Raw genomic sequence first — 14,994 nt, 5'->3', positions numbered from 1 at the left:
CTATTCCAGCTCGAGGATCACCGCGTCGACCGCCAAACTCTGCCCGGCCTGTGCGTTGACCGCCTTCACCACGCCCGACTTCTCGGCGCGCAGGATGTTCTCCATCTTCATCGCTTCGATGACCGCAAGCGGCTGGCCCATTTCGACCTTGTCGCCCTCGCCCACGTTCAGCGAGACCAGCAGGCCGGGCATCGGGCAGATCAGGAAGCGCGACAGATCGGGCGCGACTTTCTCGATCATGTGGGCCGACAGCGGCGCGACACGAGTGGGCAGCACGCCGACCTTGTGGATGGCGCCCCTCGTGGTGAGCTTGAAGCCGCCGCGGGTCGGCTCGATCTTCAGGCCGAACAGTTCGCCGTCCACTTCCGCCTCGATCAGGCGATCGCCAGGCGTGTACTCCATTGCAAGGTCGATGCTCTGGCCGTTCACCAGCACTTCGTCCTCGTCGATCTCGACCTCGAAGGCGACCTTGTCGATCGTCACCGTCCATTGCGATGGCGGCGCGAGCGGACCGGCCAGCTGACCATCGACCCGGCGCGAACGATCGGCGCGGGCGGTGGCGACGAAGCCGGCGACCGCGGCGATCTTGGCCTTGATCTCGTCGGAAGCAGCGGCGCCGGTGAACCCTTCCGGGTACTCCTCGGCGATGAAGCCGGTGGTAAGCTCGCCCGAGCGGAAGCGCGGGTGCTGCATGATGGCCGAGACGAAATCGATGTTGTGGCCCAGGCCTTCGATCTCGAACGTGTCGAGCGCCGCGACCTGCTTGTCCGCCGCCTCGTCGCGCGTCGCGCCCCAGGTGATCAGCTTGGCGATCATCGGATCGTAGAACATCGAGACCTGGCCGCCCTCGTAGACGCCGTCATCGACGCGCACGCCATCGATGCCGCGGCGGCCGTTGGCCTCGCCGTCGTCGGTCCAGCCTTCCACCGGCGGCTGGTAGCGCACCAGACGTCCGGTCGAAGGCAGGAACCCACGATAGGGATCCTCGGCATAGACGCGGTTCTCGATCGCCCAGCCATCGATGCCGATGTCTTCCTGCTTGAACGCCAGCTCCTCGCCAGCGGCGACGCGGATCATCTGCTCGACGAGGTCGATGCCGGTGATCGCTTCCGTGACGGGGTGCTCCACCTGCAGGCGGGTGTTCATCTCGAGGAAGTAGAAGCTCTCGCCCGTCGGGTCAGCGCCCGAGACGATCAGCTCCACGGTGCCGGCCGAGTAGTAGCCCACCGCGCGCGACAGGGCGACGCACTGCTCGCCCATCGCCTTGCGCATCCTGGGCGTGACGAAGGGCGATGGCGCTTCTTCCACCACCTTCTGGTGGCGGCGCTGGATCGAGCACTCGCGCTCATTCAGGTAGAGGATGTTGCCGTGCTTATCGCCCAGGATCTGGATCTCGATGTGGCGCGGGTTGAGGATGAACTTCTCGATGAACACGCGGTCGTCGCCGAACGAGTTCAGGCCCTCGCGCTTGGTGGCCTCGAAGCCCTCGCGCACGTCCTGCTCGTTGTAGGCAAGGCGCATGCCCTTGCCGCCGCCGCCGGCCGAGGCCTTCATCATCACCGGGTAGCCGATCTCGTCCGAGATGCGCACGGCATGCTCGGTATCCTCGATCTCGCCGACGAAGCCGGGGACGACGTTAACGCCCGCGGCTTTCGCCAGCTTCTTGGACTCGATCTTGTCACCCATCGCCGCGATCGCGTTCACCGGCGGGCCGACGAAGGCGATGCCCTCCGCGGCCAGCGCCTCGGCGAACGAGGTCCGCTCGGACAGGAAGCCGTAGCCGGGGTGCACCGCGTCGGCGCCGGTCTGCTTGCAGGCGGCGATGATCTTGTCGGCGATCAGGTAGGATTGCGCGGCAGGGGCAGGCCCGATGTGGACGGCCTCGTCGGCCATCTGCACGAAGGGCGCGCGGGCGTCGGCATCGGAATAGACCGCGACGGTCTGGATGCCCATGCGACGGGCGGTCTTGATGACGCGGCAGGCGATCTCGCCGCGGTTGGCAATCAGGATCTTTTTGAACATGGCACCTCGAAGCCCCACTCGGGGTCATGCTTGTTGTCGGTCGGGAACAGGAATTGCAGCGCCTGCGGCGAAAGGGTGTGATAGGCCGTTGCGTGCGTCAGGTCGGTACGCGGCGCAAGGCACACAAGCGGCCCCGCAACGGCAGCGACGCGGTCGGCCGCATCGGACGTCTCCGGCCCCTCGTTGGAATAGGTGAGGAACAGGGCCCCGCGCGGCTGCTTGGCGGCGAGCAGACCGGCTGCCGCCTTGGACAGCGCCTGACCGTCCCACCACAAGCTGGCGTCGATGGCGGCATAGCGGTCGAACAAGGCGGGCTCGCGCAGCCAGGTCTCGACGATGAACAGCCCGGCGAGGGACTCTCCGAGCACGCCGTCCTGACCATTGGCGCGATAGTTCGCCTCGACCAGCGGCTTGACCTTGTCGCGCAGGAACGCACGGAACCGGGCGGACTGCCCGGCGGTGGGATATTGCTTGTGCTGTTCGGCAGTGCCTTGGCTGCCGATCAGTTCGGCGCGGCGATCCTTCGTTTCCACGCCCACGACGATGACCGGCAGCGAACGGCCCCACACGGCATTGAGCGCGCTGGTACCGGCGACGTGCAGGAAGTCCTGCTGAAGTCCGCCATCGATCACGTAGAGCACGGGATAGCGCTCCGTGCCCGTGCGATAGCCATCGGGCAGGTAGACGTTGATCTCGCGGCTGTCGCCGTCCGCGTATACCAGCGTCCGGGCCTCACCGATGGTCAGCGGCGCCGTATGCGGAGCCGGCGCGGCGGCATGGGCCGCCCCGGACAGGAGGCAGGCCAATGCCAGCAGCATCGATCCTGCCAACCGCATCATTCGGCGGCTTCCAGCTTCGCGCAGCCCTTGGGCATGCGCTGAGCTTCGACCTCGGCCGGCCTCAAGTCGATCGCCATCGGCTTGAGGCCGAGACGGGCGAACATCGCCATGTCGGTGTCGTCGCCCGCGTTGGGCGCGGTGAGCAGCTTGTCGCCGGTGAAGATCGAGTTGGCACCGGCGAGGAAGCACATCGCCTGCGTCATCTCGGACATGCTCTCACGCCCGGCCGAGAGCCGCACCATAGAGCCCGGCATGGTGATCCGTGCCACCGCCACGGTGCGCACGAACTCGACATCGTCGATCTTCGCCAGCGGTGTGTCGGCAAGCATGTCGCCCAGCACCGTGCCCTTGACCGGCACCAGCGCGTTGATCGGCACCGATTGCGGGTGATCGGGAAGCGTCGCCAGCGTGTGGATGAAGCCGACGCGGTCCGCGCGCGTCTCGCCCATGCCGACGATGCCGCCCGAGCAGACGTTGATCCCGGCCATGCGCACGTTCGACAGTGTATCGAGCCGGTCGTCCATGGTGCGCGTAGTGATCACCTGGTCGTAGCGCTCAGGCGAGGTGTCGATGTTGTGGTTGTAGTAGTCGAGCCCCGCGTCGCTCAGCATGTCGGCCTGCGCGGGCGTCAGCATGCCCAGCGTCATGCAGGTTTCCATACCCATCGAGCGCACCCCCTTCACCATCTCGATGATGGCGGGCATGTCGCGGTCCTTGGGGTTGCGCCAGGCGGCGCCCATGCAGAAGCGGGTCGAGCCCGCATCGCGCGCCTGGGCCGCGCGCTGGAGGACCTGCTGGACCTCGAGCAGCTTGGTCGCCTTGACACCGCTGTTGGCCGAGACCGACTGCGAGCAGTACCCGCAATCCTCGACACAGCCGCCGGTCTTGATCGACAGCAAAGTCGAGAGCTGAACCTCGGCCGGGTCGAAGCTTTGCCGGTGCACCTCGGCGGCGCGATAGACCAGCTCGGTGAACGGCAGGTCGAACAGCGCGGCGATCTCGTCGCGGGTCCAGTCGGTGCGGGGTTCGGTCATCGTCATTTCCATCACGCAGTTCGCTTCGCCAGCCAAACGCCGAGCGTCATGACCGCTATACCGAGAGCGCGGCGCGGCGTCAGGGCGAAATGGATCGCGCCGAACAGGCCGAAGTGGTCGATCACGGCCGCCGCCACCAGCTGGCCCAGCAGCACGAAGAACACCGCGTTGCCGACGCCGATCCGCGGGCTGAGAAAGGTCACCGCCAGACCGTAGAACACGATGAAGACAGCGCCGGCGAAGTATTGTGGCGGCACCGTGCCCAGCCGCGCCATCGGTGGCAGCGATCCCGTGAACGCCATCGCCGCCGATGTCACCACCAGAGCGACGACAAAGGTGATCACCATGGCCGCCACCGGATTGCCCAGCTGCCGGCCCAGGCCGCCGTTCAGCGCCGCGAAGACCGGAATGCCCAGACCCGACAGGAACATGATCCCGGCAGCTGTCGCAAAGGAGGGCTGAGCGGCCATCGGCGTGGTCTTACTCGGCGGCCTGCAGCGCGTCGCCCACGGGCGGCATATTGTGGCCGAGCAGGCGCAGCACGTCCGCGGCGCACTCGACGACGTTAGAGCCAGGGCCGTAGATGCCTTGCACGCCCGAGCTGCGCAGGTACTCGTAGTCCTGCGGCGGGATGACGCCGCCCGCGATCACCTTGATGTCGCTGCGTCCCGCCTCGCGCAGGCGCTGGATCAGTTCGGGGATCAGCGTCTTGTGGCCGGCCGCGAGACTGGAGGCGCCGACCACGTCGACGTCGTTGTCCAGCGCCAGCACCACGGTCTCCTCAGGCGTCTGGAACAGCGGACCCGAGACGACGTCGAAGCCCATGTCGCCGAATGCAGAGGCGATCACGTTGGCGCCGCGATCATGGCCGTCCTGGCCCATCTTGGCGACGAGCAGCTTGGGCTTGCGACCCAGGCGACGCTCCACCGCGGCGACGCCGTCCAGCACCTGCTGCCAACGGCTGTCGCCTTCGTACGGTGCCGAGTAGACGCCCTTCACCGGGGTGGGCTGCGTGCCGTAGCGATGGAAGCTTTCTTCCATCGCGGACGAGATCTCACCCAGGGTGGCACGGGCGCGGGCGCACTCCACCGCGAGCGCGAGCAGGTTGTTCTCGATGCTCGAAGGCGAGGCCGCACCCTTCCGCAGGGCGTCGAGCGCGGCCTGGCACTTGGCCTCGTCACGTGTCGCCTTGGTCTTGGCGATGCGGGCGATCTGGCCCTCGCGGACCTTGGCGTTGTCGACTTCCAGCGTTTCGAGCAGGTCCTCGCTGGCGAGGCGGTACTTGTTGACGCCGACGATCACGTCGTCGCCGCGGTCGACGCGCGCCTGTCGGGCAGCGGCCGCGGTTTCGATCATCGCCTTGGGCCAGCCGGCTGCGACCGCCTTGGCCATGCCGCCTTCGGCCTGGACTCGCTCGATGATTTCCCAGGCCTGGTCGACCAGTTCCTGCGTCAGCGCCTCGATGTAGTAGGAGCCGCCGAGGGGATCGACCACCTTGGTCATCCCGGTCTCTTCCTGGATGATGATCTGGGTGTTGCGGGCGATGCGCGCCGAGAAGTCGGTCGGCAGCGCGATCGCTTCGTCCAGCGCGTTGGTGTGGAGCGACTGGGTGCCGCCCAGCATCGAGGCCATCGCCTCGATCGTGGTGCGAATGACGTTGTTGTAGGGGTCCTGCTCCTGCAGGGACACGCCCGAGGTCTGGCAATGGGTGCGCAGCATCTTGCTACGCTCATCCTGCGCGCCCAACTGCGTCATCGCGCGGTGCCACAGCACGCGCGCGGCGCGCAGCTTGGCGACTTCCATGAAGAAGTTCATGCCGATCGCGAAGAAGAAGCTGAGGCGCCCGGCGAACTTGTCGATGTCGAGGCCCGAGGCGACGCCGTATTTCACGTATTCCATGCCGTCGGCGATGGTGAAGGCCAGCTCCTGCACCTGCGTCGCGCCGGCTTCCTGCATGTGATAGCCGGAAATCGAGATGGAGTTGAACTTGGGCATCTCGCGGCTGGTGTAGCCGAAGATGTCCGAGATGATCCGCATGCTCGGCTCGGGCGGGTAGATGTAGGTGTTGCGGACCATGAACTCCTTGAGGATGTCGTTCTGGATGGTCCCGTCGAGCAACTTGCGCTCTACGCCCTGCTCTTCCCCGGCTACGATGAAGAACGCGAGAATAGGGATCACCGCGCCGTTCATCGTCATCGAGACCGACATCTTGTCGAGCGGGATGCCGTCGAACAGGATCTTCATGTCCTCGAGCGTATCGATAGCGACGCCAGCCTTGCCGACGTCACCGGTGACGCGCGGGTGGTCGCTGTCATAACCACGATGAGTGGCAAGGTCGAACGCCACCGAGAGGCCCTTCTGGCCCGCCGCAAGGTTGCGCTTGTAGAAGGCGTTCGATTCCTCGGCCGTCGAGAAACCGGCGTACTGGCGGATCGTCCAGGGGCGACCCGCGTACATCGAGGCGCGCACGCCGCGCGTGAACGGCGCGAAACCCGGCAGGCCCGGATCGGCGGTCACGTCCTCGGCGGTATAGAGCGGCTTGACGGCGATGCCCTCGGGCGTGTGCCAGGTGAGATCCTTGCCCTTGACCTCCTTGTCGGCCGCGGCGCGCCACTTCTCGAGATCGGGATTGGACGAGGGCTCGGGCAGCTTGCGCGCATCAGGCGCGGCGCCGCTGTCTTCGCCCAGGTTCGTCTCGATCGTCGGCCCGGTCGTCTTGGGTGTGTCGCTCATCGCCCTCGTTCCTCAATATCGCCTTGGCCGGGAAGATCGCTCCTCCCTGCATCAACTCAGTGCGCCTCTTTGGGCGTTTCCATGATCTCGGTCAGCTGCCCGCCCATGTCCTTGGGGTGCACGAAGAAGATCATCGTGCCATGCGCACCGATGCGCGGCTCGCCCAGTACGCGCTTGCCCAGCTTTTCGAACCAGGCCTTGGCTTCCTGGATGTCGGGCACTTCGTAGCAGATGTGGTGCTGCCCCCCGAGCGGGTTCTTCTCCAGCCACTTGCCTACGGCACTGTCGGCGACGGTGGGCTGCAGAAGCTCGATCTGCGTTCCGGCTGTCCCATTCTCGCCCGGCGTGTTCACGAAGCACACGCGCACCTGCTGGCTTTCCAGCACGAACGGTTCGGTGATGTCAGTCGCGCCCAGCACGTCGCGATAGTGCGCGATCGCTGCGTCGAGATCGGGCGTGGCGACGCCGATGTGGTTGAGACGGCCCAGCTTCATGCCGCCTGCTCCAGCTCGGCTCCTGCCACATTCTCGATCACGAGGGCGATGCCCTGCCCACCGCCGATGCACATCGTGACGAGGCCATAGCGGCCGCCGATGCGCTTCAGCTCGTACATGCACTTGATCGTCAGCATCGTGCCGGTGGCGCCGACCGGGTGACCGATCGAGACGCCAGAGCCGTTGGGGTTGACCTTCTCGGGGTCGAACCCGAGCACCTTGGCGACGGCGCAGGCCTGCGCGGCGAAGGCCTCGTTGCTCTCGATCACGTCCATCTGCTCGAGCGTGAGCCCGGCGCGCTTCAAAGCGATGGGCACGGCCTTGATCGGCCCCTCGCCCATGTATTCGGGCTCGACGCCCGCGTGGCCCCAGGCGACTATCCTGGCGAGCGGCGCAAGGCCGCGCTTCTCGACCTCGCTGGCGGTCGCGAGCACGACGGCAGCGGCGCCGTCGTTGATGCCCGAGGCGTTGCCGGCGGTGACCGTGCCGTCCTTCTTGAAGGCCGCCCGCATCGCGCCAAGCACTTCGGCCGTGGTATCGCCCTTCACGTGCTCGTCGGTGTCGAACACGGTGACGCCCTTGCGCGTCTTGATCTCGACCGGGAGGATCTGCTCCTTGAACCGGCCCTCGGCAATGGCCTTCGCGGCACGCTGGTGGCTGGTGACGGAGGCCGCATCCATGTCGGCCCGAGTCACCTGGTGGCGCTCGGCGACGTTCTCGGCGGTGATGCCCATGTGGTAGCCGCCGATCGCGTCGGACAGGCCGACCGTCAGCGCGTCTTCCTGGGTGTTCGCGCCCATCTTCTTGCCCCAGCGCACACCGTGGTCATGGTAGGGCACGTTCGACATCGACTCCGCGCCGCCGGCCACCGTCAGCGATGCTTCGCCGGTCATCATCAGGCGGGCAGCCGAGACGATCGCCTCGACGCCCGAGCCGCACAGGCGGTTCAGCGTCAACGCGGGCACGTCGGACGGAATGCCCGAATTCAGCGCCATGACGCGGCTGAGCATCTCGTCCTTGGCGCTGGTCGGCATGACCTGGCCGACGACAACGTGCTGCACCGCCTCCGGCTCGACGCTCGCGCGCTTGAGCGCCTCGGTGACGACCATGGTGCCCAACTCCGAGGGCATGAACGACTTGAGCGAGCCGCCGAAATCCCCGACCGGGGTGCGTACGCCGCTGACGATATAGATGTCTTCCATGGCGATCCTCATTGTCCTTCGATTTGCGGCAACGACCCGGCTCCGCGGCTCGCGGCCTCGATCAATGTTTCCATCCTTACGATGCGCAGCTCGAGACCGCCCACCTTGTCGTTGAGGCGTCCAAGACGGCTCGAGATCTCCAGGATTTCGCGCCGGACGACATCGAGCCGCTCCTGCATGAGCACCACGTTCTTCAAGGCCGAAACGGCATCGCTCAAGGTGCTCAAGCCAGGGCCTCCCGATCCAGGAGCTTGTCCATATCCTCGCGAGTATGGCGAAGTGCCTCGATCATCTCGTCGATGGATGCGTTCATCTTGGGCACGGCCTCGTTCACGGCATCGATCAGCATCCGCAACTCGGCCTCCTGAGCCGGGGTGAGATCATCGTCATCCTCTACCTTGCGGCGGATGTACTCCCCGACCGACAGCCCTTGCGCGGCGGCGCGCGAGCAAAGCGCAGCCTTGGCAGCGGGCGTGGTCAGGAAAGTGACGCGTTCGGTCTGCATCGCGATGTCCTTAGCATTATAACCTCATTATAATGCTGCGAACGACCTCCTACAACGGCGGGTTACAACGGGATGTTGTCGTGCTTCTTCCAGGGGTTCTCGAGGCTCTTGTTGCGCAGCTTGCGCAGGCCGAGCGCAATCCGGCGGCGAGTCGAGTGCGGGTAGATCACCTCGTCGATGTAGCCGCGGCTGGCGGCGACGAACGGGTTGGCGAAGCGGTCCTCGTATTCCTTGGTGCGTGCGGCGATACCTTCGGCGTCCTGGCCGCGGAAGATGATCTCCACCGCGCCCTTGGCGCCCATCACCGCGATCTCGGCGGTCGGCCAGGCGTAGTTGAGGTCGCCGCGCAAGTGCTTGGAACTCATCACGTCGTAGGCGCCGCCATAGGCCTTGCGGGTGATCACGGTGATCTTGGGCACGGTCGCCTCGGCATAGGCGAACAGCAGCTTAGCGCCGTGCTTGATGATGCCGTTGTGCTCCTGGTCGGTGCCGGGGAGGAAGCCGGGCACGTCGACGAAGGTGACGATCGGAATGTTGAACGCATCGCAGAAGCGCACGAACCGCGCCGCCTTGCGCGAACTGTCGATGTCGAGCACGCCGGCCAGCACCATCGGCTGGTTGGCGACGACACCCACGGTCTTGCCCTCGACCCGGCCGAAGCCGATCAGGATGTTGCCTGCAAAGGTCGGCTGCAGCTCGAAGAACTCGCCCTCATCCAGGGTCTTACGGATGACCTCGTGCATGTCGTAGGGTTGGCTGGCGAGCGGCGGCACGATCGTGTCGAGGCTGTCCTCCAGGCGATCCCACGGATCGGCGCAGGGACGCTCGGGCACCTCCTCGCGGTTGGATAGCGGCAGGAAATCGAAGAAGTCGCGCGCGGCGAGCAGCGCCTCGATGTCGTTCTCCAGCGCGAGATCGGAAACCGAAGTCTTGCTGGAGTGCGTCACCGCGCCGCCCAGCTCTTCCTGCGTCACGACTTCGTTGGTGACGGTCTTCACCACGTCCGGGCCGGTGACGAACATGTACGAGCTGTCCTTCACCATGAAGATGAAGTCGGTCATCGCCGGCGAGTACACCGCGCCGCCCGCGCACGGGCCCATGATCAGCGAAAGCTGCGGCACCACGCCCGAGGCGAGCACGTTGCGCTGGAAGATCTCCGCATAGCCGCCCAGCGAGGCGACGCCTTCCTGGATGCGCGCACCGCCGGAGTCGTTGAGGCCAATCACCGGCGCCCCGACCTTGAGCGCGGTGTCCATGACCTTGCAGATCTTCATCGCATGCCGCTCGGAAACAGCACCGCCGAACACGGTGAAATCCTGGCTGAAGACGTAAACGAGGCGGCCGTTGATCGTGCCCGATCCGGTGACCACGCCGTCGCCGGGGATCTTGGGCTGCTCGTGCATGCCGAAGTCGACGCAGTTATGCTCGACGTAAGTGTCCATCTCCTCGAAGCTGCCCTCGTCAAGGAGGACCTCGAGCCGCTCACGCGCGGTCAGCTTGCCCTTGGCGTGCTGGGCATCAATGCGGCGCTGGCCGCCGCCCATGCGTGCCGCGGCCCGGCGCTTTTCCATTTCGGCGATGTTGGCTGACATAGCGATCCCCTTGACCCCGCGAGAACTGGTGCCTTGCTAAAGGCAGGAAGCCAACGACACGTCAACAGTTTTAATCGCGCGGTTAACACCCGCTGCTGCAGCGCAGCAGACGATATCGCCGGGGTGAAGGCTGAACTTGTATGCCCAGGCCCGGAGTCGGACCACCAGTCCCGGGTCGAGCCCGGGACGAGGTGGGGCCGGCAAGCCTGGAGGATGGCTACTTGAGCAGCACCAACTCCTCCGCCATCGTCGGATGGATCGCCACGGTGGCGTCGAAATCCGCCTTGGTGAGGCCCGCTTTCACCGCGACGGCAGCGGCCTGCATGATCTCCGGCGCTTCCGGGCCGATCATGTGGATGCCCACGATCTTGCCGGTGTGTTCGTCGCAGATCATCTTGTAGAGCGAGCGCTCGTTGCGCTGAGCCAGCACGTTCTTCATCGGCCTGAAATCGCTTTCGTAGACCTTGACCGAGCCGAGCTTCTGCTTGGCCTGCGCCTCCGTCAAACCGACTCCGGCGAGCGGCGGGTGGCTGAACACCGCGCTCGGGATGCAGGAATAATCGACCGTGTGCGGTTTGTTGCCGAAAACGGTGTCGGCAAACGCCTGCCCCTCGCGGATGGCCACCGGGGTCAGCTGCACGCGGTTGGTCACGTCGCCGATCGCATAGATGTGATCGACCGTGCTCCTGGAGTTCTCGTCCACCACGATCGCGTTCTTGTCGTCGAGCTTGACGCCGACCTCCTCCAGGCCCAGCCCCTCGACATTCGGCACGCGCCCGGTGGCGAAAAGCACAAGGTCCACGTCGATCGGCTCGTGGCTGGTCATCGACACGCGCAGGCAGCCCTCGTCCGTCTTCTCGATCCCGCGGAACTCGGCGTGGAAGCGGAAATCGATACCCTTCATGATCGAGATCTGGAGCAGGCGATCGCGCAGCGATTCGTCATAACCGCGCAGCAGCTGGTCGGTGCGATTGACCAGGGTGACCTTGGCGCCGAACTGGTGGAAGATGCCGGCGAACTCGTTGGCGATATAGCCCGCGCCGGCGATCAGCACGCGCCGCGGGATCGCATCCAGGTGGAACGCCTCGTTGGAGGTGATGCCCAGCTCCGTGCCAGGGCACGAAGGCACATGCGGCCGCGCGCCGGTGGCGACCAGGATCTTGGCCGCGGTCTTCCTGGTCCCGTCCGCGAGCGTGATCTCGTGCGGACCGGTGATGGTGGCACGCTGGTGGATCACCTCAACCCCGGCGTTCTCCAGCGTCTGCGTGTAGATGCCGTTCAGACGGTCGACGTCGTTCAGCACGTTGTCGCGCAGGCGCACCCAATCGAAGGTCGGATTGGGGATGTCCCAGCCGAAGTGCTTGGCGTCCTCCAGGTCCTCGGCGAAGTGCGCGCCGTAGACGAGCATCTTCTTGGGCACGCAGCCGCGGATGACGCAAGTGCCGCCGACCCGATGCTCCTCCGCCACGGCGACACGCGCGCCGTAAGCCGATGCGACCCGAGACGCACGCGTTCCGCCCGAACCTGCGCCGATGGTGAAGAGGTCGTAATCGAATTCAGGCATTTGCGCGCTCCAGCTGGTTGGCTGCGCATATGCGGCGAGACGGGCCGGAATGCCAGACTTCGCTCCCGCTTGCCCCATCGTTCCATCCGCCGCCGCCCGGTGCCAGTCAGACGCAAGAGTATTGTCTATAGTGGAACTAGAGTATATGGCGGTGCGTAGACGGAGGCAGACGCATGTCGCGATCGGTCACCATCGGAGAGCCACCATGTACCCGCGCCTACAGACCGCATCGCAGAGCCCGGCGATCCTCCTTGTGCCGGGACTGTTCGGCAGCGGTCCCGAGCACTGGCAGACGCGGTGGGAGCAGCAGGACGCCGACTGCACCAAGGTCGAGCTGGGCCGCTGGGACGATCCGCATCGCAACACCTGGATCAACAACCTCAACCTGGCGATCCGCCAGGCGGGGCGGCCGGTGGTTCTCGTGGCGCACAGCCTCGGCTGCCTGGCCGTCGCCTGGTGGGCCCGCTATGCGCAGCGCGACGATGAGCAGCCGGTGATCGGCGCGCTCCTGGTTGCCCCGCCTGAGGTCGACTTCTTCCCGCTCGACGAGCGCGTTGCCCGCTTCGCGCCGACGCCGACCGAGACGTTGCCCTTCCCCAGCCGCCTCATCGCCAGCCGCAACGACCCCTGGATGGGGCAGCACACCGCGCAGGCGCTGGCGCGGCGATGGGGCAGCCTCTTCGTCGATGCGGGTGCCTGTGGCCACATCAACGCCGATTCGGACCTGGGCGACTGGAGCTTCGGGCGCGAGCAGCTGGCCGCGCTGCTGAGCGAGGACCTCTCGGGTACCGGCCAGCCTCAGTTGGGACAGCGCAGCACAAGCGCCCAGCTCAAGGCCACGGGGCGCCCCCTTGCACGGCGTGGTCTGGAGCGGTCCGTCTCGAACTGAGCTGAGCCTGGCTCCGCCTACCGCAGCGTCATCCGCCAGGAGGCGAGTGCGCTCCAGTCGCCGCCGCCGGCGTTCGTCGCTGCGGCGAGGCGGAGCGACGAAGCGGCCCCTCCCCGCTCGTATCCCAAGCTCAGCACCGGATCGTAGCGCCCAGTCAGGCCGACACGCTCGCGAGAGTAGACCAGCGAGCGCGACCCCAGGTCGTAGCCGCTGGCATAAGTCAGTTCGCCCGAGCCGGAGAACGCCACCAGCGGCAGCGCCAACCCCATGCGCAGGCGACCGCCGAAGGCCGCATGGCTCGCCGAGAGACCCGCGCGTTGCGACAGGATCGGCTTTGCCGACGTCAGCAGCGTATCGCCGCCGATCTTGAGCCGGGTCGCACCCAGCGACGCATAAGTGTCGAGCGACCAAGCGCCTGCCCGCCACTGGCGCGACAACTCGAGAAAGGCAGTCTGCGCGCCATTGCCGAAGCGCAGCGCACCCGATCCCACGGGTGTGCCGAACAGCGTGCCGTCCTCGGTCAGGTATCCTGCCTTGACCCGTAGCGCCTTGCCGCTCCAGCCCAGCACCCCGCCTCGCGCCGAGCCATAGGCGCCCTCGCTGGAGAGCCCCGACAGGGAGAGGCGTCCACCGGCAAGCGAACGCTCCACGCCCATCGAGAGGTTCGCGCCCGGCGCATAGGCCAGCGTGACGTCGGAAGCCGGCGCGAGGCCCATCGCCTCGTCCTGCACCGCGTCCTGTCCGGCATAGGAACCGATCAACCGTGTGGTGCCCAGCGTCAGCGCGAACTCGCCCGAGGTCATGCGGCCACGCTGGACGGGAGTGTTGGGAATGGTTGCGAAAGTCGTGTAGCCGAAGCGTGCCGCGAAGCCCGGCGCGGCGAAGGAAGAGCTGCCAGCACCCGCGCCCGCCGCGACCTGACGGGCGAAGCTGCCCTCGCGGCGCTCCGGGTACGCGACGAGGCCGGCCAGGCTGCCACGAAAGTCGCGCCCGTAGGCATCGAGAACCGTCACCTTGCCGAGCATGCCCTTGACCGCTGCGCTCGTCGCCGCACCGCCGCCGAGTGCCTCCGGGATGACCATCGACGCCCCGTTGAGCGAAGTCTGCGCGATGCCGTTGGACAGCTTGGGCGAAACGGGCGAGAGCGCCGCCTCCACGTCGATCAGGCCGGCACCGTAGACCGGGTCGATACCCGCGGCGCCCAGGTCGTGCGCGGTGTTCAGGATCACCTGTCCCGCCTCGATGCCCGAGAGCTGCGGCCATTTGCTGAGGATCAGCGCCGCAAGTCCGCTCACCTGCCCGGCGGCCGAACTGGTTCCGCTGAACAGCACCAGTTCACCCTTCACGTCCATGGTCGCATTAGAACCCATGGCGGAGACGCAGCGTGCCATCGCCACCGAGCCGCACTGGTTGGCGTAGTCGGCGAGCGTAACACCCTCCTCGGTCGCATCCAGGGCGGTGACGAACAGCCAGCCGTCGCGGTTCGCGTCGTTGAGGTCGAGGTAGCCCTTTGCGTTCGCCTCGCTCTCGTTGCCGGCCGAGTTCACGAACAGCCCGCCCGAGGCCGCGTAGCGCGCGACCATGTTCGACCAGCCTGCGCTCGGCTGGCTGGCATCGACCTTCGCCAGCGAGGCATTGACGACCTTGATCCCGTTCGCGGCCGCATAGTCGAGCGCGGCCGGCAACGTGCGGCCGAGCGTCTCCTCGTTCGTGGTCGTGTTCACGTCGCTGACCCGCAGCGCGACGATCCTGGCGCCCGGCGCGATGCCCTGGATACCGCTCTCGTCATTGCGGCCCGCGATCACGCCGGCGACCATCGTGCCGTGATCGGAGAACTTGTCGCCCACCACGTTGCGCTGCGTGGTCGTGCTGCCGGTGGTCGTGGTGCCGAAGTCCTTGCTGAGCGCGGACAATTGCCCGGTCAGCTCGGCGTTCTCGAACACGCCATCGTCCACCACGCCGACCAGCACGCCCTGCCCGGTCCAACCGTGATCCAGCGCGTAGAGGGCGTGCACATATTCGAAAGCGTCGTAGTTGCGGCGGAACTCCTCGTCATCGTCCCTCGATCGCACCGCCACGTCTGCCTTGGGCACCAGCGCCGCGATACCGCCCGCGGGGGC

The 14,994-nt window shown here is 66.4% G+C and carries 13 protein-coding genes; 1 reads left to right on the top strand and 12 read right to left on the bottom strand.

The genetic code is table 11. The features are described 5' to 3' along the window. From HNO88_RS15320 to gor, 11 genes are all read right to left on the bottom strand, one after another. Positions 1-2,022 carry an acetyl-CoA carboxylase biotin carboxylase subunit gene (locus tag HNO88_RS15320; RefSeq protein ID WP_184247372.1) on the bottom strand — a complete coding sequence of 674 codons (2,022 nt, stop codon included), beginning with the start codon at positions 2,020-2,022 and terminating at the stop codon, positions 1-3. Continuing rightward, positions 2,004-2,861: an alpha/beta hydrolase gene (locus tag HNO88_RS15315; RefSeq protein ID WP_184247369.1), complete on the bottom strand. Its 858-nt coding sequence runs from the start codon at positions 2,859-2,861 to the stop codon at positions 2,004-2,006. The genes HNO88_RS15320 and HNO88_RS15315 overlap by 19 nt, the downstream gene beginning before the upstream one ends. Beyond that, positions 2,858-3,901 (bottom strand): biotin synthase BioB, encoded by a 1,044-nt coding sequence (bioB, locus tag HNO88_RS15310; protein ID WP_184247595.1) that lies wholly within the window; start codon positions 3,899-3,901, stop codon positions 2,858-2,860. The genes HNO88_RS15315 and bioB overlap by 4 nt, the downstream gene beginning before the upstream one ends. 5 nt (positions 3,902-3,906) lie before the next feature. Next, positions 3,907-4,365: a DMT family transporter gene (locus HNO88_RS15305; RefSeq protein ID WP_246381854.1), complete on the bottom strand. Its 459-nt coding sequence runs from the start codon at positions 4,363-4,365 to the stop codon at positions 3,907-3,909. A gap of 10 nt (positions 4,366-4,375) precedes the next feature. Then, a complete protein-coding gene (scpA, locus tag HNO88_RS15300) occupies positions 4,376-6,628 on the bottom strand; it encodes a methylmalonyl-CoA mutase (RefSeq protein ID WP_246381852.1) in 2,253 nt (750 codons plus the stop codon). A 56-nt stretch (positions 6,629-6,684) separates the two neighbouring features. Next, a complete protein-coding gene (gene mce, locus HNO88_RS15295; RefSeq protein ID WP_184247366.1) occupies positions 6,685-7,122 on the bottom strand; it encodes a methylmalonyl-CoA epimerase in 438 nt (145 codons plus the stop codon). Continuing rightward, positions 7,119-8,324 carry a beta-ketothiolase BktB gene (gene bktB, locus HNO88_RS15290; RefSeq protein WP_184247363.1) on the bottom strand — a complete coding sequence of 402 codons (1,206 nt, stop codon included), beginning with the start codon at positions 8,322-8,324 and terminating at the stop codon, positions 7,119-7,121. Before bktB ends, mce begins: the two co-directional genes overlap by 4 nt. Before the next feature lie 8 nt (positions 8,325-8,332). Further along, a complete protein-coding gene (locus HNO88_RS15285; protein ID WP_184247360.1) occupies positions 8,333-8,542 on the bottom strand; it encodes a hypothetical protein in 210 nt (69 codons plus the stop codon). A gap of 5 nt (positions 8,543-8,547) precedes the next feature. Next, the gene (locus HNO88_RS15280; RefSeq protein WP_184247357.1) at positions 8,548-8,829 is read right to left on the bottom strand and encodes a hypothetical protein; all 282 of its coding nucleotides are present in this window, start codon (positions 8,827-8,829) and stop codon (positions 8,548-8,550) included. Between the two features lie 62 nt (positions 8,830-8,891). Further along, complete coding sequence (locus HNO88_RS15275) at positions 8,892-10,421, bottom strand: acyl-CoA carboxylase subunit beta (protein WP_184247354.1); 1,530 nt, start codon at positions 10,419-10,421, stop codon at positions 8,892-8,894. Positions 10,422-10,638: 217 nt separating this feature from the next. Beyond that, positions 10,639-11,985 (bottom strand): glutathione-disulfide reductase, encoded by a 1,347-nt coding sequence (gor, locus tag HNO88_RS15270; RefSeq protein WP_184247351.1) that lies wholly within the window; start codon positions 11,983-11,985, stop codon positions 10,639-10,641. A gap of 205 nt (positions 11,986-12,190) precedes the next feature. Between gor and HNO88_RS15265 the strand changes: the two genes are divergently transcribed. Further along, on the top strand, positions 12,191-12,874 hold the full coding sequence (locus HNO88_RS15265) for an RBBP9/YdeN family alpha/beta hydrolase (protein ID WP_184247348.1): 684 nt from the start codon (positions 12,191-12,193) through the stop codon (positions 12,872-12,874). A gap of 17 nt (positions 12,875-12,891) precedes the next feature. On the opposite strand, the gene HNO88_RS15260 is transcribed toward HNO88_RS15265, so the two are convergent. Next, complete coding sequence (locus HNO88_RS15260; protein ID WP_312857089.1) at positions 12,892-14,967, bottom strand: S8 family peptidase; 2,076 nt, start codon at positions 14,965-14,967, stop codon at positions 12,892-12,894. Between the last annotated feature and the right edge of the window lie 27 nt (positions 14,968-14,994).

Origin of the sequence: Novosphingobium chloroacetimidivorans (genome assembly GCF_014204535.1) — a bacterium.
GTDB classification, from domain to species: domain Bacteria; phylum Pseudomonadota; class Alphaproteobacteria; order Sphingomonadales; family Sphingomonadaceae; genus Novosphingobium; species Novosphingobium chloroacetimidivorans.
The sequence above is the reverse complement of the archived record's forward strand: the minus strand, read 5'-3'. Positions and strand labels throughout refer to the sequence as shown.

What these genes read in the sequence shown, in the direction of transcription:
- HNO88_RS15305 (WP_246381854.1), bottom strand. Translation starts at nt 4,365, where the DNA reads ATGGCCGCTCAGCCCTCCTTTGCGACAGCTGCCGGGATCATGTTCCTG.
- HNO88_RS15320 (WP_184247372.1), bottom strand. Translation starts at nt 2,022, where the DNA reads ATGTTCAAAAAGATCCTGATTGCCAACCGCGGCGAGATCGCCTGCCGC.
- bioB (WP_184247595.1), bottom strand. Translation starts at nt 3,901, where the DNA reads ATGACGATGACCGAACCCCGCACCGACTGGACCCGCGACGAGATCGCC.
- bktB (WP_184247363.1), bottom strand. Translation starts at nt 8,324, where the DNA reads ATGGAAGACATCTATATCGTCAGCGGCGTACGCACCCCGGTCGGGGAT.
- HNO88_RS15275 (WP_184247354.1), bottom strand. Translation starts at nt 10,421, where the DNA reads ATGTCAGCCAACATCGCCGAAATGGAAAAGCGCCGGGCCGCGGCACGC.
- HNO88_RS15265 (WP_184247348.1), top strand. Translation starts at nt 12,191, where the DNA reads ATGTACCCGCGCCTACAGACCGCATCGCAGAGCCCGGCGATCCTCCTT.
- scpA (WP_246381852.1), bottom strand. Translation starts at nt 6,628, where the DNA reads ATGAGCGACACACCCAAGACGACCGGGCCGACGATCGAGACGAACCTG.
- mce (WP_184247366.1), bottom strand. Translation starts at nt 7,122, where the DNA reads ATGAAGCTGGGCCGTCTCAACCACATCGGCGTCGCCACGCCCGATCTC.
- gor (WP_184247351.1), bottom strand. Translation starts at nt 11,985, where the DNA reads ATGCCTGAATTCGATTACGACCTCTTCACCATCGGCGCAGGTTCGGGC.
- HNO88_RS15315 (WP_184247369.1), bottom strand. Translation starts at nt 2,861, where the DNA reads ATGATGCGGTTGGCAGGATCGATGCTGCTGGCATTGGCCTGCCTCCTG.
- HNO88_RS15280 (WP_184247357.1), bottom strand. Translation starts at nt 8,829, where the DNA reads ATGCAGACCGAACGCGTCACTTTCCTGACCACGCCCGCTGCCAAGGCT.